We start from the raw sequence: 17796 nt of genomic DNA, 5'->3' as shown, positions 1-17796 counted from the left end.
ATCGTCCTGAAAATACGAATTATCACTGGGTCAGGAGTCAGGATGGCATCGAAGCCACGCAAGGTGACGCAACGCGAGATCGCGGAGATCGCCGGGGTGAGCCAGAGCACCGTGTCGATGGTGCTCAACGACCGCGACGGAGCGAGCGTGCGTATCCCCGCCGCGACTCGTGCCCGCGTCAAGCAGGCGATCGAGCAGTCCACCTACGTCGCCGACCCCGCCGCTCGCCGGCTCGCCGGTCTCGACAATCAGATCATCGGCGTCTTCACCTACGAGGCAGCGCTCTCGCCGGAGAGCATGGACTTCTACGGTCCCCTCCTCAACGGCATCGAGCGCGCCGCCGAGCGCGCCGGCTGCGATCTGCTGTTCTTCACGAGCTCTCCGGTCGAGGAGGGCTCCCGCCGCCTCTTCCACAAGAACACCCGCCTCCGTCTGGCCGACGGTTGCATCCTGCTCGGACAGCGGATGGACGGCGACGACCTGGCACGCCTCGTCGACGAGCAGTTCCCCTTCGTGGCGGTGGGGCGTCGAGACGAGACGGATGCCAAGGTGCCCTACGTCGGTCTCGACTACGTCACCGCGACCACTGCACTCATCGAGCGCGCAGTCCGGCTCGGACACGAGCGCGCAGTCTACGTGCACCACGACCTGACGAGCCCTGCCGCCGACGATCGCATGAGGGCCGTGCGTGCCGCAGACGCGGCCGGCCTGCTGCGGTTCGACTTCGTCCGCGAGGCGGAGGTCGCATCCCTGGTCGACGCGGTCGGCCCGGCGACCGTGGTGTTCGCAGAGGACTCGTTCCTCGCCGAAGACGTGATCCACGCGCTGTCGAAGTCGGGCACGCGCGTTCCGGCCGACATCTCGGTGGCTTCCCTCGCCGAGGTGCGCGGCCACCGGGTCGGCGATCGTGCCCTCACCGGCTTCCACGTGCCCCGCGAGCAGGTCGCGGTCGAGGCACTCGCCCTGCTGCAGCAGCTCGTCTCCAGCTCGGCCGAAGAGGACTGGCCGCAGCTCGACACCCAGCGTCTCCTGAGCGCCGAGGTCGAGTTCGGCGCCACGCTCATCGAACGGCCTCAGCAGTGACCCTCCGCACCGACGTCGCCATCATCGGCGGCGGGCTCGGTGGTGTCGCTGCCGCCCTCGCCGTCCTCGAGCGCGGTCATCGCGTCGTGCTCGCCGAGGAGTACGCCTGGCTCGGCGGGCAGCTCACCTCGCAGGCCGTGCCGCCCGACGAGCACATCTGGGTGGAGCAGTTCGGTGTCACCGCGCGCTACCGCTCCCTCCGCGACGGCATCCGCCGCTACTACCGTGACCACTACCCGCTGTCCGAGGAAGCCCGCGCCGACCGCGAGCTGAATCCGGGTCGCGGGCGAGTGAGCCGCCTGTGTCACGAGCCGCGCGTCGCGGTGTCGGTGATCGACCAGATGCTGGCGCCGTACCGCTCGAACGGGCAGCTGGTCGTGCTGCAACCCACCGTGGCTGTCGCAGCAGACGTCATCGACGACGTGGTGCGATCGGTCACCGTCGAGAACCTGCGCTCCGGCATCCGCACCGTCATCGAAGCCTCGTTCGTTCTCGACGCCACAGAGACCGGAGACCTGCTGCCCCTGACCGGCACGGAGTACGTCGTCGGTGCAGAGGCCCGCGCAGAGACGGGCGAGCCGAGCGCGGCCGAGACGGCGGATGCCGGGAACGTGCAATCGATCGCCTGGTGCTTCATCTTCGACCACGTCGACGGAGATCACACGATCCCTCGTCCCGCCGACTACGAGGAGTGGAAGCAGCTCGAACTCCCGTTCTGGGGTGCGCCGATGCTGTCGTTCATCGCCCCGAATCCGCGCACGCTCGAGCCGGAGGAGCGCACGCTCGACGTCAACCCCGATCTCGATCGCTCCGGTGATCCCCGCGTCGACCCCGGCGACACCGATCTGTGGCAGTTCCGCCGCATCGCCGCTCGGCAGACCTTCCGTGACGGCTTCGCCCCGAGCGACATCGTGCTGGCGAACTGGCCGCAGCTCGACTACGTCGGCGGATCGATCATCGACACGGTTGACAAAGACGCACACCTGGCAGCGGCCAAAGCGCAGTCGTTGGCCTACTTCCACTGGCTGCAGACCGAGGCACCGCGCCCGGACGGAGGGTTCGGCTGGCCCGGTCTCCGGCTGCGCGGCGACGTCATCGGCAGCGACGACGGCTTCGCCCAGGCTCCGTACATCCGCGAGTCCCGTCGCATCCGTGCGCTCCGCACCGTGGTCGAGCAGGACATCTCGGTGGCCCTTCGCGGGCACGGCGGACCGGCGACCTTCGACGACACGGTCGGGGTGGGCATGTACCGCATCGACCTGCACCCTTCGACGGGCGGCGACAACTACATCGATGTCGAGTGCGCACCGTTCGAGATCCCGCTCGGCGCCCTCATCCCGGTGCGCACGAAGAACCTGATCCCGTCGGCGAAGAACATCGGCACGACGCACATCACGAACGGCGCGTACCGCCTGCACCCCGTCGAGTGGAACATCGGCGAATCGGCCGGCGAACTCGCGAGCTTCTGCCTCGAGCAGGGACACCGCCCCCACGACGTCGCAGCCCAGCCTGCGCTCACCGAACGACTCCAGTCCCGCCTCGGCGAGGTCGGCGTGGAGATCCACTGGCCCGAGATCCTCGGCTACTAGAGAAGGAAAGTCATGAACACAGCAAAGAAGCTGTTCAGCGCCGCGGCGTTGACGGCATCGATCGGCCTCATCGCCACGGGCTGCGCAGCAGCCGCGCCGGAACCGGTCGAGACCTCGGCAGCACCAGGCAGCGTCGATCTGCGGATGAGCGTCTGGACATCGAACGAAGATCAGCTCGCACTCTTCGACTCGATCGCCGACTCGTACAAGGAAGACCACCCGGAGATCGGCTCGATCACGTTCGAGAGCCTGCCCTTCGCCGACTACAACACCACCCTCACCACGCAGATCGCCGGCGGCAATGCGCCCGACCTCGCATGGATGGGCGACCTGTCGAAGGACCTCATCGCCGCAGACGCGCTCGTCCCGCTCACCGAGAAGCTGAAGGCCACCGACGGCTGGGACTACGACGATCTGCTGGAGAGTGTGACGGCCGAGTTCTCCGTCGACGACGAGCTGTACGCCTACCCGTTCTCCAACTCGCCGTTCGCGCTGTACATCAACACCGACCTGCTGGCGCAGGCAGGGCAGACTCTTCCCTCGGGAGACCCGACCTGGGACGACATCTCGACGATCGGCGCTGCGGTCAATGCGTCCACCGGCAAGGCGGGCTTCGTCATCCGTGACTTCGACTACTCGTCGTGGAACAACCTCGCCACCGTCTGGACCGGCTGGGGTGCCTCGGCCTGGTCGGCGGACGGAGCGACCTGCACGTTCGACAGTCCGGAGATGGTCGACGCGTTCCAGTTCCTCCACGATGCGGCGTTCGTCGACAAGTCGATGCCGGGTCCGGGTACCGCAGCCGACTTCTTCGCCGGGGATGCGGCGTTCACCGTCGCGCAGGTGTCGCGCGCCTCGCTGCTCGACGACTCCTTCGCCTACGACGTCATCCCGCTGCCGGCGGGCCCGGAAGGCGACTACTCCGTGATCGGCCAGGCCGGAGTCGGCGTGCTCTCCTCCAGTGCGCACACGCAGGAGGCCACCGACTTCCTGGCGTACCTGACCGACCCCGAGAACGCGGCACTGCTCGCTCAGTACTTCCCGCCGCCCCGCACCTCACTGCTCACCGGCGAGAAGCTCGCCGAGAACAACACCAAGCTCACCGCCGACCAGCTGCAGACCGTCGTCGTCGACCAGCTGCCGGACGCCGTGACGCTGCCCAACCACACCAACCCGGCTGAGATCGCCCAGAAGGGCAAGGCGGCCTTCGACGCGCTGTGGGTCGCGGATGCCGACGTCGAGAAGGTGCTCGGACAGGTCTGCGACGCGATCCAGCCCGCGCTCGCCAAATGACATGAGCATCGCGACCGCTGCTGAAACCCGGGAGGCGCCCTCCGGCGCCTCCCGGCCCCTCCCTGCTCCTCCCAAACGACCGTTCTGGTCGGCCGCGCGCCGCGATGCGCTCGCGGGCTACCTGTTCATCACGCCGCAGATCGTCGGCGTCGTGCTGTTCGTGCTGGTGCCCGTCGGGCTCGCCGTCTGGTACAGCCTCAACGACTGGAACATCTTCAGCGGACAGCTCGACTTCGTCGGCGGCGACAACTACGCCGCACTTCTCACCGACCCCCAGTTGCCGTCGGTGCTCCTGGCGACGCTGGTCTTCTCCGGCGGCATCGTCGTCCTGAACATCGCGCTCGGCCTCGGTCTCGCCGTGATGCTGAACAGGCGCTTCCGCGGCGTCACCTTCTTCCGCACGCTGTTCTTCTCGCCGGTCGTCGTGTCTGTGGTCGCGTGGACACTCGTCTGGGGTTTCCTCCTGCAGGACAACGGCGGCATCAACGGCGCACTCTCCGTCATCGGCATCGACGGCCCCAACTGGCTGCAGAGCGGCGACACGGCCATGATCGCGGTGATCGTCTCGCAGGTGGTGCGCAGCGTCGGCATCAACATGGTGCTGTTCCTCTCGGCCCTCCAGGGCGTGCCGAGCGAGCTGCACGAGGCGGCGAGGATCGACGGGGCAGGAAGCCGCGCGATCTTCTTCCGCATCACCCTCCCGCTCATCTCACCGACCGTGCTGCTCACGGCGATCATCACGATCGTCGGGGCTCTGCAGGCGTTCGCCCAGATCGCCGTCCTCACCGGCGGCGGCCCGGGCCTCTCCACCACCGTGCTGGTCTACTACGTCTTCCAGCAGGCCTTCGAGTTCAACGACATCGGGTACGGGTCCACCCTCGCGCTCATGCTGCTCACGTTCGTGATGCTGCTCACCCTGCTGCAGTGGCAGCTCCGCAAGAAGTGGGTGTTCTATGAAGACTGAGATCGCCCTTTCGCAGAAGGAGCGACGCGGACGGCACGCCGTGCGCCGCATCATCCTCGTCGTCTCGCTGTCGGTCCTCGCGATCCCCTTCGTCGTCCCGACGCTCTGGATGATCGCCTCGTCGCTCAAACCGTTGAACGAGATCTTCCAGTCGCCGCCGACGATCTTCACTGATTCGCCGACCTTCGCCGCCTATGCGGAGGCGTTCACCTTCCAGCCCTTCGCGCGTCAGTACTTCAACAGCGTTTACATCGCTGTCGTCGTCACGCTCGTGGCCATGCTGGTGTCGAGCCTCGCCGGATACGCCTTCGCGAGGATCCGGTTCCCCGGACGCAACGTGCTCTTCTTCGTCGTGCTCGTCGGCCTGCTCGTGCCGAGCGAGGTGACCATTGTCCCGCTGTTCCAGATGTTCACGCAGGCCGGCCTGGTGAACACGCACTGGCCGCTCATCCTGGTGACCGCTCTCGCCGCGCCGTGCGTGCTGGCGACCTTCATCATGCGGCAGTTCTTCATCGCCCTCCCCGGCGAGCTCGAGGAGGCGGCACGTCTGGACGGACTCGGACGGGTGGGGATCTGGTGGCGGATCAGCATGCCGCTGGCCAAGCCCGCGCTGTCCGCGGTCGCCATCCTCACGTTCCTCGCCTCGTGGAACCTGTACCTCGAGCCAACCGTCTACCTCACCTCGCCGGAGCTGTTCACGCTGCCCCAGGCGCTCACCCGCTACGCCGATGCCTACGGCGGCGAGATGTGGAACACACAGCTCGCTGCGGCGAGCATGACCGTGGTGCCCATGCTCATCGTGTTCGTCATCGCGCAGAAGCAGTTCGTCGAGGGCCTCGCGCACTCGGGGCTCAAGGGATAGCGGCGCATGGGCGGCCGGGAGGAATGGTGGCGCAGCGCCGCCGTGTATGAGGTGTATCCGCGGAGTTTCAGGGACGGAGACGGCGACGGGGTCGGCGACCTCGCCGGAGTCCGTGCCGCGCTGCCGTACTTCGTCGCGCTCGGCATCGACGCGCTCTGGTTCACGCCCTGGTACCGGTCGCCGCTCGCGGACGGCGGCTACGACGTCGAGGACTATCGAGAGATCGATCCGACGTTCGGCACGCTCGAAGAGGCGGAGGCTCTCATCCGGGAGGCCCGCGAGGTCGGCATCCGCACGATCATCGACCTGGTGCCCAATCACGTGTCGGAGCGGCATCCCTGGTTCGTCGAGGCGCTCGCCTCCCCGCCGGGATCGGATGCGCGGAAGCGGTTCTGGTTCCATCCGGGGCGCGGTGACGGGGGAGTGGAGCCACCGACCCGGTGGAAGAACAACTTCGGCGGCGGCACCTGGACCAGGACCATCGATCCCGACGGTCGGCCCGGCGAGTGGTATCTCCACCTGTTCTCGTCGGAGCAGCCGGATCTGAACTGGGAGCATCCTGACGTGATCCGCGAGCACGAGGAGCTGTTGCGCTTCTGGTTCGATCGCGGTGTCGCCGGCATCCGCATCGACTCCGCGGCTCACATCATGAAGGATCCGGAACTACCGGAGGACGACGGCTCGCACGAACCAGGGCGGCACCCGAACCTCGACAGGGACGAAGTCCATCCGGTGTACCGTCGCTGGCGCGAGATCGCCGACGGCTACGACGATGAACGCGTGCTCATCGGGGAGGTGTGGCTTCCTGACGGTGAGCGATTCGCACGCTACCTCGCACCGGACGAACTCCACACGGCGTTCAACTTCGACCTGATGACGAGAGCCTGGCGGGCGGACGAGTACCGCGAGTCCATCGGCCAGATGATGGAGCTGCATCGGAAGGTCGGAGCGCCGTGCACCTGGGTGCTCTCGAATCACGACGTCACGAGGCCCGTGACGCGCTTCGGTCGCGCCGACACCGCATTCTCATTCGAGACGAAACGCTGGGGCATCCGCACGGATCTCGCCCTCGGCCGCCGTCGAGCTCATGCCGCTGCGCTGCTCATCGCCGCGCTCCCCGGCTCGCTCTACGTCTACCAGGGTGACGAACTCGGCCTCCCGGAGGTGGAGGATCTCGCCACCGGCGAGTTGCAGGATCCGATGTACTTCCGCACCGACGGCGTGAGCCCGGGCCGGGACGGATGCCGCGTGCCGCTGCCCTGGGCAGGGATGCGCCGGCCGTTCGGATTCTCGCCGGAGCCGGGGACGTCCACCTGGCTCACGCAGCCAGAAGACTGGTACACCTACGCCGTCGAACGGCAGGAGCCGGACAGCGATTCGACGCTCTCGTTGTATCGCGCGTCACTGCGAGCGCGGCGCGAGCTGCCGGATCTGCGCGGCGGCGACTTCGAGTGGTTCGATCTGGGCGACGACGTGGTGGCGTTCCGGCGCCGTGAGGTGGTCTCGATCACGAACTTCGGCAGCGAGCCGATGAGAGTCCCGCCTGGCCTCAACGTCTTCCTGGCGAGCGACCGCTCACCACGGGGCTGGCTCGCTCCCGACCGCACGATCTGGGGACGCATCGCGAAGGAAGCGGATCCTGTCCAGTAGGCCCCGCAGCCGCGGCTCCAGCTGTGCCGGAACCTCGGCCGGCAGCGCATTCACCGGCCACCACCGAACGTCCTCCGACTCGTCGCTCACCGTCAGGGCGAGCTCGGGGTCGACGATCACGGCGATCCCGATGTCGTAGTGCGAGGCGCAGCGGCCGAAGTTCGATGAGAGCCCGTGGTGGTCGAGGTCGTAGGCGAGAGGGCCGGCCGGGGGAGAGGCCTCGATGCCCGTCTCCTCGCGCAGTTCGCGCAACGCCGCAGCGACGACGGACTCGTCGCCCTCTTCTGCATGCCCGCCGGGCTGCACCCAGAACCGGCCCTTGCCGTGGAAGACGAGGAGCGTCTGCGTGAGCGTCTCATCGAGCACGACGCACGAGGCGGTGGCGTGATCCGGGCCGGATTCCCGCCACACCGGCCCGGATTCGTCCGGGAAGAACGAGGCGAAGTCCTCCTGCGCCGCGCGGTCGCGCGCCGACCTCGGCGCGAAGTCGGCGACGAGTCGATGAACGTCGGCCGCCAGCATCCCGCTCACTCTTCCTCCTCGGGTTCCGCCCGCGTCCGCGGCACGAACTTCGGGATCCAGCGGAGGAACCCGGCAGCACCGACCAGACCGATGACTCCCATCGCGGCCGCCGCGATCGACAGCGACGCCACCGCGGTGATCGCGGAGACCAGCAGCGGGGCGATCGCGCCTCCGGCATCCGTCAGCGTCCGCCACGACCCGAGGAACGCGGCCGGCTCGCGCTTCGGTGCGACGTCGGCCCCGAGGGTGAGCAGGATGCCGCTCGACAGGCCGTTCCCCACACCCAGCACCGCGGCGAACATGCCGAACCACAGCACCGACGCGTCGACGTCGTGCGTGAACGACAGCGCGAGGAACGCGGCACCCATCAGCACCATGGCGGGCATCGCCGCCCACAGGCGTCCGAACCGGTCCATCACCTGGCCGCTCGCGTAGAAGAGGGCGAAGTCGATCGCGCCCGAGATGCCGACGACGAGCGCGATCGTCGAGGCATCGAGGCCCAGGGACAGACCCCACAACGGGAGCACCACCTGGCGTGCCGACCGCACGGCGGAGAGCGATGCCGCAGCCAGCCCGAGACGACCGAGCACCGCCCGCTGCCGCCACATCGTCTGGAAGATGCCCGCGCGCTCGATCGTGGGGATCGAGCCGCTGACCGCCTCGCCGGAGTCCTCCGTGTAGCGCACCTGCGTGATCGCCGGGATCGTCTTCTCCGGGTCGGGGCCCAGCAGCACCAGCAGCACCATCACGATCAGGCACCCGAGGAAGAACCAGATCGCCGCCTGCTCGTTCCCGAAGAGCTGCAGGAGGCCTGCGGCGATGAAGGGACCGATGAAGATGCCGAGCCGGAAGCTGCCGCCGAGCAACGACAGCGAGCGCGCGCGGAACGCGACCGGCACCCGCGTCGTCATGAAGGAGTGCCGTGCGAGACCGAAGGCCGCCGCGCACATGCCCAACAGGAAGACGGATGCCGCGAGCACACCGAGCGACGGGGCGAACACCATGCCCACGGCGGCGCCGATCGCGATCACGCCGGCGATCACCATCGTGAAGCGCTCACCGATGCGGCCGACGGCCCAGCCTGCCGGCAGGTTGCCGCACAGCTGCCCGACGACCAGCGCCGAGGCGACGAGGGCGGCGAAGGCGACGTCCGCGCCCATCGATGCGGCCAGGATCGGGATGAGGGGGATCACCGCGCCCTCGCCGAGCGAGAAGAGGATCGTCGGCAGGTACACCATCGGTCCGAACTGTCGAAGGACCGTCGAAGCACTGCTCACGCTTTCACGCTACTCCCGTCCCGGCGGCACTGCGGACGAGCCGTCCCCGCGCGGGCACGTGGCACGTTAGGCTGGGGTGTCATGCTCGAACTAGATCTCTCCGCCGAAATCCAGGCGCTCAGGCACACCTTCGGCGACATCAGCGAGGTCGTCGATGTCTCCTACCTCCGCGACGAGATCGCGAGGCTCAGCGAAGAGGCCGGCGCCCCCGACCTGTGGGACGACACCGAGAACGCTCAGAAGATCACGAGCGCACTCAGCCACCGCCAGTCGGAGCTCGCGCGCATCACCGGTATCGGCTCGCGCCTCGACGACCTCGAGGTGCTGATCGGTCTCGCCAACGAGATGGGTGACGAGGAGTCCGTGCAGGAGGCCCGCACCGAGCTCGCAGCGCTCACCGACGTCATCAACCAGCTCGAGGTGCAGACACTCCTCGACGGCGAGTACGACGAGCGCTCCGCGATCATCACGATCCGCTCCGGTGCCGGCGGCGACGACGCCACCGACTTCGCCGAGATGCTCATGCGCATGTACCTGCGTTGGGCGGAGCGGCACAAGTACCCCGTCAAGGTCATGGACACGTCGTACGCCGAAGGCGCCGGCATCAAGTCGGCGACGTTCGAGATCGACGCCCCCTACGCGTTCGGAACCATCTCGGTGGAGGCCGGTACCCACCGTCTCGCCCGCATCAGCCCGTTCGGCTCTGCCGACAAGCGCCAGACATCGTTCGCCGCCGTCGAGGTCATCCCGCTGATGGAGGAGGCGACCGAGGTCGACATCCCCGAGAACGACATCCGGGTCGACGTCTTCCGCTCGTCCGGCCCCGGTGGCCAGTCCGTCAACACGACCGACTCCGCCGTGCGCCTGACGCACCTTCCGACCGGCATCGTCGTGTCGATGCAGAACGAGAAGTCACAGATCCAGAACCGTGCGGCCGCGATGCGCGTGCTGCAGACCCGCCTCCTGCTGCAGCAGAAGGAGCAGGAAGCGGCGAAGAAGAAGGAACTCGCGGGCACCATCACCGCGAGCTGGGGCGACCAGATGCGCTCCTACTTCCTCTACGGCCAGCAGCTGGTCAAGGACCTCCGCACCGGCCACGAGTCGGGCAACCCGGCGAACGTCTTCGACGGCGATCTCGACGGCTTCATCTCGGCCGGCATCCGCTGGCGCAAGCGCAAAGACGAGGACTGATCTCGGAGATCACCTCTCCATGACGAAAGGCCCGGATGCTGACAGCATCCGGGCCTTTCGTCTGGAGCGATCAGCCTGCGGAGGCTTCGACCGTCACGCGTGCCACTTCCTGCATGAGCTCGTTGGTGATGATGACCTGGTACGAGCCGCTCTGAGCCACGTCGAAGGAGATGCTGCCCTGCGTGGACTCCCCGGCGGGCTGTTCGCTGGCTTCGAGAGTCGCGTCGCCGAAGATGTCGTAGTCGCCCGTGGTGCCCTCTGCCGTCTCGACCGAGAAGTAGAGCGGGTTGACGTAGGTCGTGCCGTCGAGCGTCTCCCACGTGAGGTCGACGAGCAGGTAGCCGCCGTTGGTGGGGTCGAAGCCGGAGTCGTTCGTCGCGCTCCACGTCGCCGAGTTGACCGTGACCTCGCCTGTGCCGGACAGCTGCTTCACGGTGACGGGCTCGCCCATGCTTCCCTCGGCGACGTCACCCGGTGCGGTTCCTTCGTCGGTGCCGCCATCGGTTCCCCCGTCCGTGCCGCCGTCGCTCTCCGAGGTGGGGAACGGGTCGGGGGTGTCGAACTGGCTGGCCAGGGCGAAGAGGAAGACGAACCCCATGATGAAGGCGATGATCGCGCCGAGCACGGAGACGCCCATGCCGGTGATTCCTGGCCACTTCTTGCCCTTGAGGAAGACCGAGATGAGGGACACGACGAAACCGGCGCCCAGCAGGATCCACGCGAACGGCAGAGTGAACGGGATGAAGGCGAGGATCACACCGAGTGCGGCGAGACCGAGACCGACCAGTCCCAGGACGGAGACCTTCTGCGGACCGGTCGGAGCGGATGCGGCGTACGGCGCAGCAGCCGGGTACCCACCGGGAGCATACGCGCCCGGTGCGCCGTACCCGCCGGGAGCAGACGCATAGGCGCCCGGCGCGGTGGCGTAGGCCTGGCCCGGAGCGCCGGGGTAGACAGGAGCGCCACTCTGCGGGACGGGGGGAACCGGTGGGGCGACCGGAGCGGTGCCCGGGTAACCCGATGTTCCGAGAGGAGCGGCAGGGGCCGCGGCTCCGGGAGCCGTGAACGCCGCGGTCTGCGACGCGTCGTGCGTCGGCTGCTCCGAGGGGACGGCCCAGTCGCGGGCAGCCTCGGGCGCCACGACCGTGTCTTCCGCGGCATCCGGCGCAGCCGTCTGGGCGGAGTAGTCGGGAGTCGTCGGGATCTCGGGGGTCGTCGGGATCTCGGGAACAGCGGCGGCAGGAGCCTCTGTGGCCGCGGGAGTCTCGTCCACCGTCGGGATCTGCTCGATGACCGGCGCCGCTTCGTGAACGGGCGCCGCTTCGTGAACGGGCGCCGCTTCGTGAACGGGTGCCTCCTCCTGAACCGGAGCTTCAGCCTCCGCGGAGGCCTCGGCCTCGACCGCGGGTTCCGGCTCAGCTGCCGCCGCGACCTCGGGCGCGAAGTGCTCGGTCCACTGCTGACCGTCCCACCAGCGCTGTCGTCCGGAGCCGTCGTCGTACCAACCGGCGGGTGTCGTCATGGTGTCCCCCTCGAAGTCCCTGGCGCGCGCGGAACCGCGCGAGAACGCCACCTCCATGTATAGCAGTGGCGGGCGACGTCGTTCAGGCCCATGTGTGGGGACCGATACCCATGACGCCGTTCGCCGCGCGGGGTGTCGCTCGCAGCCAGGCGAGAGGGCGCGCTTAGGCTCGTAGCGCCATGATTCGGTTCGAGAACGTCACGAAACGCTACCGCGGAACGTCGAAGCCCGCCCTGTCCGGAGTCGACTTCGAAGTGCAGCGCGGGGAGTTCGTCTTCCTCGTCGGTGCCTCCGGGTCCGGCAAGTCGTCCTGTCTGCGACTGATCCTGCGAGAGGATGTGCCCACATCGGGTCGGGTCGCCGTGCTCGGGCGTGACCTGCGCTCGCTCGCCAACCGCAAGGTGCCCTACTTCCGGCGCCACATCGGCTCGGTCTTCCAGGACTTCCGCCTGCTCCCGTCGAAGACGGTGTATCAGAACGTCGCCTTCACGCTGCAGGTCACCGGGTCCTCGCGCGGCTTCATCCAGCAGGCTGTCCCTGAGGCGCTGGCGCTCGTCGGACTCGACGGCAAGCAGAAGCGGATGCCGCACGAGCTCTCCGGCGGTGAGCAGCAGCGTGTCGCTATCGCCCGCGCTCTCGTGAACCGGCCACAGGTGCTGCTCGCGGATGAGCCCACCGGAAACCTCGACCCCGCCACCTCGGTCGACATCATGCAGCTGCTCGCCCGTATCAACGCCGGCGGCACCACGGTGCTGATGGCCACGCACGAGGCGGGCTTCGTCGACGCGATGCAGCGCCGCGTGATCGAGCTCAGCGACGGCGAGATGGTCCGCGACGAGGTGCACGGCGGCTACGGCGACACCTCGAACATTCCACGCCTCGTGCCCGAGGAGGTGCGCGGTGCCGCAGCGGCAGCCGCGCTCACCGCCGTGCAGGAGGTGCAGCGGCAGACCGCCGACCTCTCCGTCGTGCGTGCCGCGCTGGCCGAGGAGCTCAGCGCGCAGCGCAAGGCCGCGGCATCCGCTCCTGTCGTTTCCCGCGAGCCGGAGGAGCAGGAGCCGACGCCAGAGCCCTCCGTGGTGCGCCCATCCACCGCGGGTGAGCCGCAGCCGGCAGATGCCGATCGCCCAGCACCCGCCCCGGAACCTCCGAGCGAACCCGCGGAGGAGGCTCCGGCGTCGGTCGCGCCGCGCACGCACCCGATCGTGCTGCCGCAGGTCGACGTGGCAGAGCTGGGAGTCGCCGACAGACTCGGGCTCTCCGATGACGATGCCGAGGAAGTGGGCCCGACCTCATGAGAATCGGCCTGATCCTGACCGAGGCCCTCGGTGGCCTGCGGCGCAACATCTCGATGGTGATCTCCGTCGTGCTCGTGACGTTCGTCTCGCTGACGTTCGTCGGTGCGGCGATCCTGATGCAGGGGCAGATCGGCGTCATGCGCGGCTACTGGGCCGAGCGCGCCCAGGTTGCCGTCTACATGTGCTCGGAGGTGTCCGAAGCCGACACCTGCGTCGACGGTGCCGCGAGCGAAGAGCAGGTGGCAGCCGTACGAGGGCAACTCGAAGGGGAGGCGCTCGCACCTCTCATCAGCTCGATGACCTTCGACACCAAGGAAGACACCTACGCCAAGCTCGTCGAGCAGCTCGGGGAGGACCAGGCGAGCGTTCTCACGCCCGACCAGGCCTTCGAAGTGTTCTTCGTCACGATGAAGGACCCCGGTCAATCCCAGGTGCTGACCGAGGCCTTCAGCGGACAGGCCGGCGTCGAGCAGGTGCAGGATCAGCTCCAATACCTCGAACCGCTGTTCTCCGCTTTGACCGTCGCCACCTACATCGCGGTCGGTATCGCCGCTCTGATGCTGATCGCGGCGACGCTGCTGATCGCCACGACCATCCGATTGTCGGCGTATGCGCGCCGCAAGGAGATCGGCATCATGAGGCTGGTCGGCGCCTCGAACCGCTTCATCCAGACGCCGTTCGTCCTCGAGGGCGTGTTCGCCGCGTTCCTCGGCTCGGCTCTTGCCAGCGCCGCGGTGGTGGCGGGAGTGCACTTCGGGGTGAACGGCTATCTGCGCGGTCGCGTGCCCTTCATCACGACCTGGGTGACGATGGGGGATGCTGCGCTCGTCGTGCCTGTGCTGATCGGGATCGGCGTCGTGCTCGCTGCGCTGTCTGCCGGGTTCGCGATCCGAAGGTGGCTGCGCACCTGAGGTAGAGCCGCACCTGATGTAGGCTGGTGGGCTGGCCACAACAGAGAGCAGGAGCATCATGCCCAGGGAACGCGGGGAGAAGGTCGTCGCGACCAATCGTCGCGCACGTCACGACTACAACATCGAGAAGTCGTACGAGGCGGGGATGGTGCTCACGGGCACCGAGGTGAAGTCGCTGCGCGAGGGGCGCGCCAATCTCAGCGACGGCTACGCCTTCGTCAAGGGCAACGAGGTGTTCCTCGACTCCGTGCACATCCCGGAGTACTCCCAGGGTCACTGGACGAACCACGCGGCCAAGCGCATCCGCAAGCTGCTGCTGCACCGCGCCGAGATCGACAAGATCGCGCACGCCGTCTCGGCGGGCGGATACACCCTGATCCCGCTCAAGCTCTACTTCGCAGACGGCAAGGCCAAGGTCGAGATCGCTCTCGCCAAGGGAAAGCGCGAGTACGACAAGCGTCAGACCCTTCGCGAGCGCCAGGACACCCGCGAGGCGGATCGGGCGATGCGCCTGCGCAACCGGGTCGGCGAGTAGAGCCGCCTCGGCGGCGAGAAGGCGGTCATCGATCGGATGGCACGCTGAGGGCGCTGCCCGCCGTGTCCACCCAGGCTGAGATGAACGCCGAGCGCGAGAGATCACCTGGAGACTTCTCGAGGAGCGCCTGAAGGATCGGCCATTGAGTCAACGCGCCCATCAGGATCGCGGCGACACCGTCGGGATCTGGCGCGCTGATCACTCCGTCGGCTGCCCGCTCCCGGATCCAATCGGCGAACTCCGTGTAGACATGTGCCACGACGCCGGTCCAGAGTCGGTCTCGGAGCTCCGGGTGACGATCCAGGTCGCGAAGGAGTACCCGAAGCACCGTGTGGTCGGCGGTCATCGAATCGATCACGCCGGATGCGATGACCCGCAGGGCATCCCGAGGGTCGGCCGGCAGCTGGGGGACGGTCGCGCTGCTGCTCCGAGCCAACGCATCGAGGTAGGCATCCACACCCGCTTCCAGCACGGCTGCTTTGCTCGGGAAGTGCTTGTAGAGCGCCCCCGATCCGCCGGTCAGTCCAGCAGCGACCTGGATGTCCGCCACCGAGGTTCCATCGAAACCGTGCTCGGCGAAGAGGTTCATGGCGGTGGTGACTAGTACGTCTCGTCTCGTTCCCATAAAGTGAGAGAGTATTCACTCTCATTACCCCGGTCAAGGAAGGAGTGCCATGCAACGGCGTGCGCTCATCATCGTCTTGTCGGTGCTCGGCGCCGTAGCGGTCGGCTCGGGCCTGTATGGCATCGTTCTCGGCCCGATGTTCGCGCCCGGTGGCTCGCCGACATCGTCCAGCGTGGATAGCGAGTATCGTTTCGTCAACGTGTTCTGGCTCGCGGCCGGAGCTGCGGTGTGGTGGTCGCTCTTCCGTCTCCGTGAACGAGCGACGGTGCTGCGGATGATGCTCGCGCTTGCGTTCCTCGGTGGTTTCGCCCGGCTTCTCTCGGTCCTCGTCGCGGGGTGGCCGCATCCGGTATTCATCGCCAGCATGTTCCTCGAGCTGGTGATCGTCCCTCTGGTCTTCTGGTGGCACACGCGCGCCGTCGACGTGCGCGACTCAGCAGGCGCCTAGCTTCGGCCTCAGAGGCTCGGCTCGAAGCCGAGCACCCGCCCGAGGAACGCCAGCTCGCGTTCCAGCGCGTTCACGATCGTCGTCCCGCTGCGGAAGCCATGCCCCTCGCCGGGGTAGAGCACGTACTCGTGGTCGACGCCGTTCTTCGCCAGGGCATCGCGGATTGCCTCGGACTGCGACGGTGGCACGACCCGATCGTCGGCGCCCTGCATCAGCAGGACCGGCACGTCGATCCGGTCGGCGTGCGTGAGCGGCGATCGCTCGATGTAGAGCTCTTCGGATGCCGGGAGCGGCCCGACGAGACCTGTGATGTAGTGCTCTTCGAAATCGTGCGAGTGCTGCGTCAGCATCCGGAGATCGGCGACGCCGTAACGGCTGATGCCGGCGGCGAAGGTCCCACCCCGCACGAGTGCGGACAGGACGGTCCAGCCGCCGGCAGAGCCGCCCCGGATCGCGATGCGTGCGGGATCGGCGAGCCCGGCCTCGGCGAGGCCGCGCGCGGCGGCGATGACGTCGTCGACGTCGACCACGCCCCACTGCCCGGCCAGTCGCTCGCGGTAGTCGCGCCCGTACCCGGTGGAGCCGCCGTAGTTCACGTCGAGCACGCCGATGCCCCGGCTCGTGTAGAACGCGATCGCCGACGACGCGGCACCCGTGACATGGGCGGTGGGGCCGCCGTGCACGAAGACGACATACGGCGGGAGTTCGCCAGTTGGGGCGGAAGCCTCGGGATTGGCGGGCGCATAGGCGAAGGCGTGCACCGCGCCGTGTGCGCCGTCGACCACGATCGGGGTCGCGGGCGGCATCCAGTCAGCATCCGCCGGTTCGCCTCCGGCGACCGTGGCGACGCCGCCCGAATCGAGGTCGACGCACCACACGCCAGGGGTCGTCGTCGAGCTGTTGCCGGACAGCAGCACGCGCGAACCGGACACGTCGTCGACGCTGACGTGACCGTCGCAGGGCACATCGAGACGGCGCTCACTGCCGTCGGTCGTGATCTCGACGACCTCGTCGCGTCCGTTCGTGCGGACGGCGACGATCCTGCCGTCGGCGAGCGGTTGATACCAGCGGTTGCCGAGCACCCACAGGCCGTAGCCGGTGTCCGCATCGGAGGAGGTGAGCGATACCGGTGCGCCCCGAGGCGTCAGGGCATCGAGCGTCAGGCAGTGCAGCTGCCAGCGACCGGACGGGTCGTCGCCGTAGAGGATGGCGGTGTCGCTCACCCACTCCGGCTGCAGGGCCGCCGTGGTCGTGACCGGGGCGAAGGTCTGTCCGTTGACGGAAGCGATGGACAGGATCGCGCTCTCCCACGGCATCCGCACACCGCTCCATTCGACCCAGGCGATGCGGGTCGCGTCGGGGGAGAGTGCGGGGTGTGCGAAGAAGGCGGTGCCCTGCACGAACACGCGGACAGCGGCGGGATCGTCGGCGCCCGAACCGTCGACCGGGATCTCGACGATCGCCCGGCGATGCGGCTCGCTACCCAGATCCTCGCGGACCGCGAAGAGGCGTCCCTGCTGCAGGCGGAGTCCGCCATGGGAGGGGCCCGGGGGAGTGAGCGCCACGGGCGCCCCACCGCGCTCCAGGCGGTACACCCGCTGATCGCCGCCGTCGACGAAGAACAGCGTCCCGTCGGCATCCGCCGTCCATGCCCCGCCGCCGTACTCGTGCACGCGCGATCGCGCGCTCCATGGCGCGGGGAGGATCTCCGCCCCGGTGGAGCTGCGCACGGTCACGCGTCCGCCCTCCGCGGGGACGGACTCGCCCCACCAGATCTCCGAACCGACGAAGCGTGCGCCGTCGATCCGAGGAGCGGATGCCGCCACCGAGGCAGCGGAGAAGGGCGAGGGCCAGGAACCGAACGGCATCGACATGCTCCGAGCCTATGCGGCGTTCTGCGGCCATCCCGAACTTCTGCGGCCCGTATCGCGCGCTCTGGCCGCAGAAGTTCGGATTCCCCGCAGAAGTGAGCGGCACTCGGTGGGAGGCGGATGCTGCGCACGGACGGAAACGCGAGAGCCGCCCT

General features: G+C 68.2%; 16 protein-coding genes. 11 read left to right on the top strand and 5 right to left on the bottom strand.

Going from position 1 to position 17796, the window contains the following annotated elements; genetic code table 11:
• Positions 1–42 precede the first annotated feature (42 nt).
• The 6 genes from V5D55_RS18725 to V5D55_RS18700 are packed head-to-tail and all read left to right on the top strand — an operon-like array spanning position 43 to position 7441.
• Positions 43–1083, top strand: coding sequence for a LacI family DNA-binding transcriptional regulator (locus V5D55_RS18725; RefSeq protein ID WP_435745994.1), 1041 nt, complete (start codon positions 43–45; stop codon positions 1081–1083).
• The gene (locus tag V5D55_RS18720) at positions 1080–2672 is read left to right on the top strand and encodes an FAD-dependent oxidoreductase (RefSeq protein ID WP_435745991.1); all 1593 of its coding nucleotides are present in this window, start codon (positions 1080–1082) and stop codon (positions 2670–2672) included. The genes V5D55_RS18725 and V5D55_RS18720 overlap by 4 nt, the downstream gene beginning before the upstream one ends.
• A gap of 12 nt (positions 2673–2684) precedes the next feature.
• Positions 2685–3965, top strand: a complete 1281-nt coding sequence (locus tag V5D55_RS18715) for an ABC transporter substrate-binding protein (RefSeq protein WP_435745989.1) — start codon at positions 2685–2687, stop codon at positions 3963–3965.
• Position 3966: 1 nt separating this feature from the next.
• The gene (locus V5D55_RS18710; protein WP_435745987.1) at positions 3967–4929 is read left to right on the top strand and encodes a carbohydrate ABC transporter permease; all 963 of its coding nucleotides are present in this window, start codon (positions 3967–3969) and stop codon (positions 4927–4929) included.
• Positions 4919–5791: a carbohydrate ABC transporter permease gene (locus V5D55_RS18705; protein WP_435745985.1), complete on the top strand. Its 873-nt coding sequence runs from the start codon at positions 4919–4921 to the stop codon at positions 5789–5791. The genes V5D55_RS18710 and V5D55_RS18705 overlap by 11 nt, the downstream gene beginning before the upstream one ends.
• A gap of 6 nt (positions 5792–5797) precedes the next feature.
• The gene (locus V5D55_RS18700; protein WP_435745983.1) at positions 5798–7441 is read left to right on the top strand and encodes a glycoside hydrolase family 13 protein; all 1644 of its coding nucleotides are present in this window, start codon (positions 5798–5800) and stop codon (positions 7439–7441) included.
• Here V5D55_RS18700 and V5D55_RS18695 read toward each other — a convergent pair.
• Positions 7367–7963 (bottom strand): NUDIX hydrolase, encoded by a 597-nt coding sequence (locus V5D55_RS18695; RefSeq protein WP_435749343.1) that lies wholly within the window; start codon positions 7961–7963, stop codon positions 7367–7369. The two genes, V5D55_RS18700 and V5D55_RS18695, sit on opposite strands and share 75 nt — an antisense overlap.
• A gap of 5 nt (positions 7964–7968) precedes the next feature.
• A complete protein-coding gene (locus V5D55_RS18690; protein ID WP_435749342.1) occupies positions 7969–9201 on the bottom strand; it encodes an MFS transporter in 1233 nt (410 codons plus the stop codon).
• A gap of 120 nt (positions 9202–9321) precedes the next feature.
• Between V5D55_RS18690 and prfB the strand changes: the two genes are divergently transcribed.
• Positions 9322–10431: a peptide chain release factor 2 gene (prfB, locus tag V5D55_RS18685; protein WP_435745980.1), complete on the top strand. Its 1110-nt coding sequence runs from the start codon at positions 9322–9324 to the stop codon at positions 10429–10431.
• A 70-nt stretch (positions 10432–10501) separates the two neighbouring features.
• On the opposite strand, the gene V5D55_RS18680 is transcribed toward prfB, so the two are convergent.
• A complete protein-coding gene (locus tag V5D55_RS18680; RefSeq protein WP_435745977.1) occupies positions 10502–11953 on the bottom strand; it encodes a DUF2510 domain-containing protein in 1452 nt (483 codons plus the stop codon).
• A gap of 179 nt (positions 11954–12132) precedes the next feature.
• On the opposite strand from V5D55_RS18680, the gene ftsE reads away from it, so the two are divergent.
• From ftsE to smpB, 3 genes are read left to right on the top strand one after another with little or no spacing between them, the layout of a single operon-like run.
• Positions 12133–13251 (top strand): cell division ATP-binding protein FtsE, encoded by a 1119-nt coding sequence (gene ftsE, locus V5D55_RS18675; RefSeq protein ID WP_435745975.1) that lies wholly within the window; start codon positions 12133–12135, stop codon positions 13249–13251.
• The gene (ftsX, locus tag V5D55_RS18670) at positions 13248–14162 is read left to right on the top strand and encodes a permease-like cell division protein FtsX (RefSeq protein WP_435745973.1); all 915 of its coding nucleotides are present in this window, start codon (positions 13248–13250) and stop codon (positions 14160–14162) included. Before ftsE ends, ftsX begins: the two co-directional genes overlap by 4 nt.
• A gap of 58 nt (positions 14163–14220) precedes the next feature.
• Positions 14221–14697: an SsrA-binding protein SmpB gene (smpB, locus tag V5D55_RS18665; RefSeq protein ID WP_435745971.1), complete on the top strand. Its 477-nt coding sequence runs from the start codon at positions 14221–14223 to the stop codon at positions 14695–14697.
• A 25-nt stretch (positions 14698–14722) separates the two neighbouring features.
• Here the strand turns inward: smpB and V5D55_RS18660 are convergent, their stop codons facing one another.
• Positions 14723–15286 carry a TetR/AcrR family transcriptional regulator gene (locus V5D55_RS18660; RefSeq protein ID WP_435745969.1) on the bottom strand — a complete coding sequence of 188 codons (564 nt, stop codon included), beginning with the start codon at positions 15284–15286 and terminating at the stop codon, positions 14723–14725.
• An 85-nt stretch (positions 15287–15371) separates the two neighbouring features.
• Here V5D55_RS18660 and V5D55_RS18655 point away from each other — a divergent pair, with 85 nt between their 5' ends.
• Positions 15372–15770, top strand: a complete 399-nt coding sequence (locus V5D55_RS18655; protein ID WP_435745967.1) for a DUF4345 domain-containing protein — start codon at positions 15372–15374, stop codon at positions 15768–15770.
• Between the two features lie 8 nt (positions 15771–15778).
• Here V5D55_RS18655 and V5D55_RS18650 read toward each other — a convergent pair whose 3' ends face one another.
• Positions 15779–17644, bottom strand: a complete 1866-nt coding sequence (locus tag V5D55_RS18650) for a prolyl oligopeptidase family serine peptidase (RefSeq protein ID WP_435745965.1) — start codon at positions 17642–17644, stop codon at positions 15779–15781.
• Positions 17645–17796: the final 152 nt, after the last annotated feature.

The sequence above is a fragment of the Microbacterium sp. PMB16 genome, from assembly GCF_051294855.1.
Lineage (GTDB): Bacteria > Actinomycetota > Actinomycetes > Actinomycetales > Microbacteriaceae > Microbacterium.
This window is presented reverse-complemented; position numbering and strand designations above follow the sequence as displayed.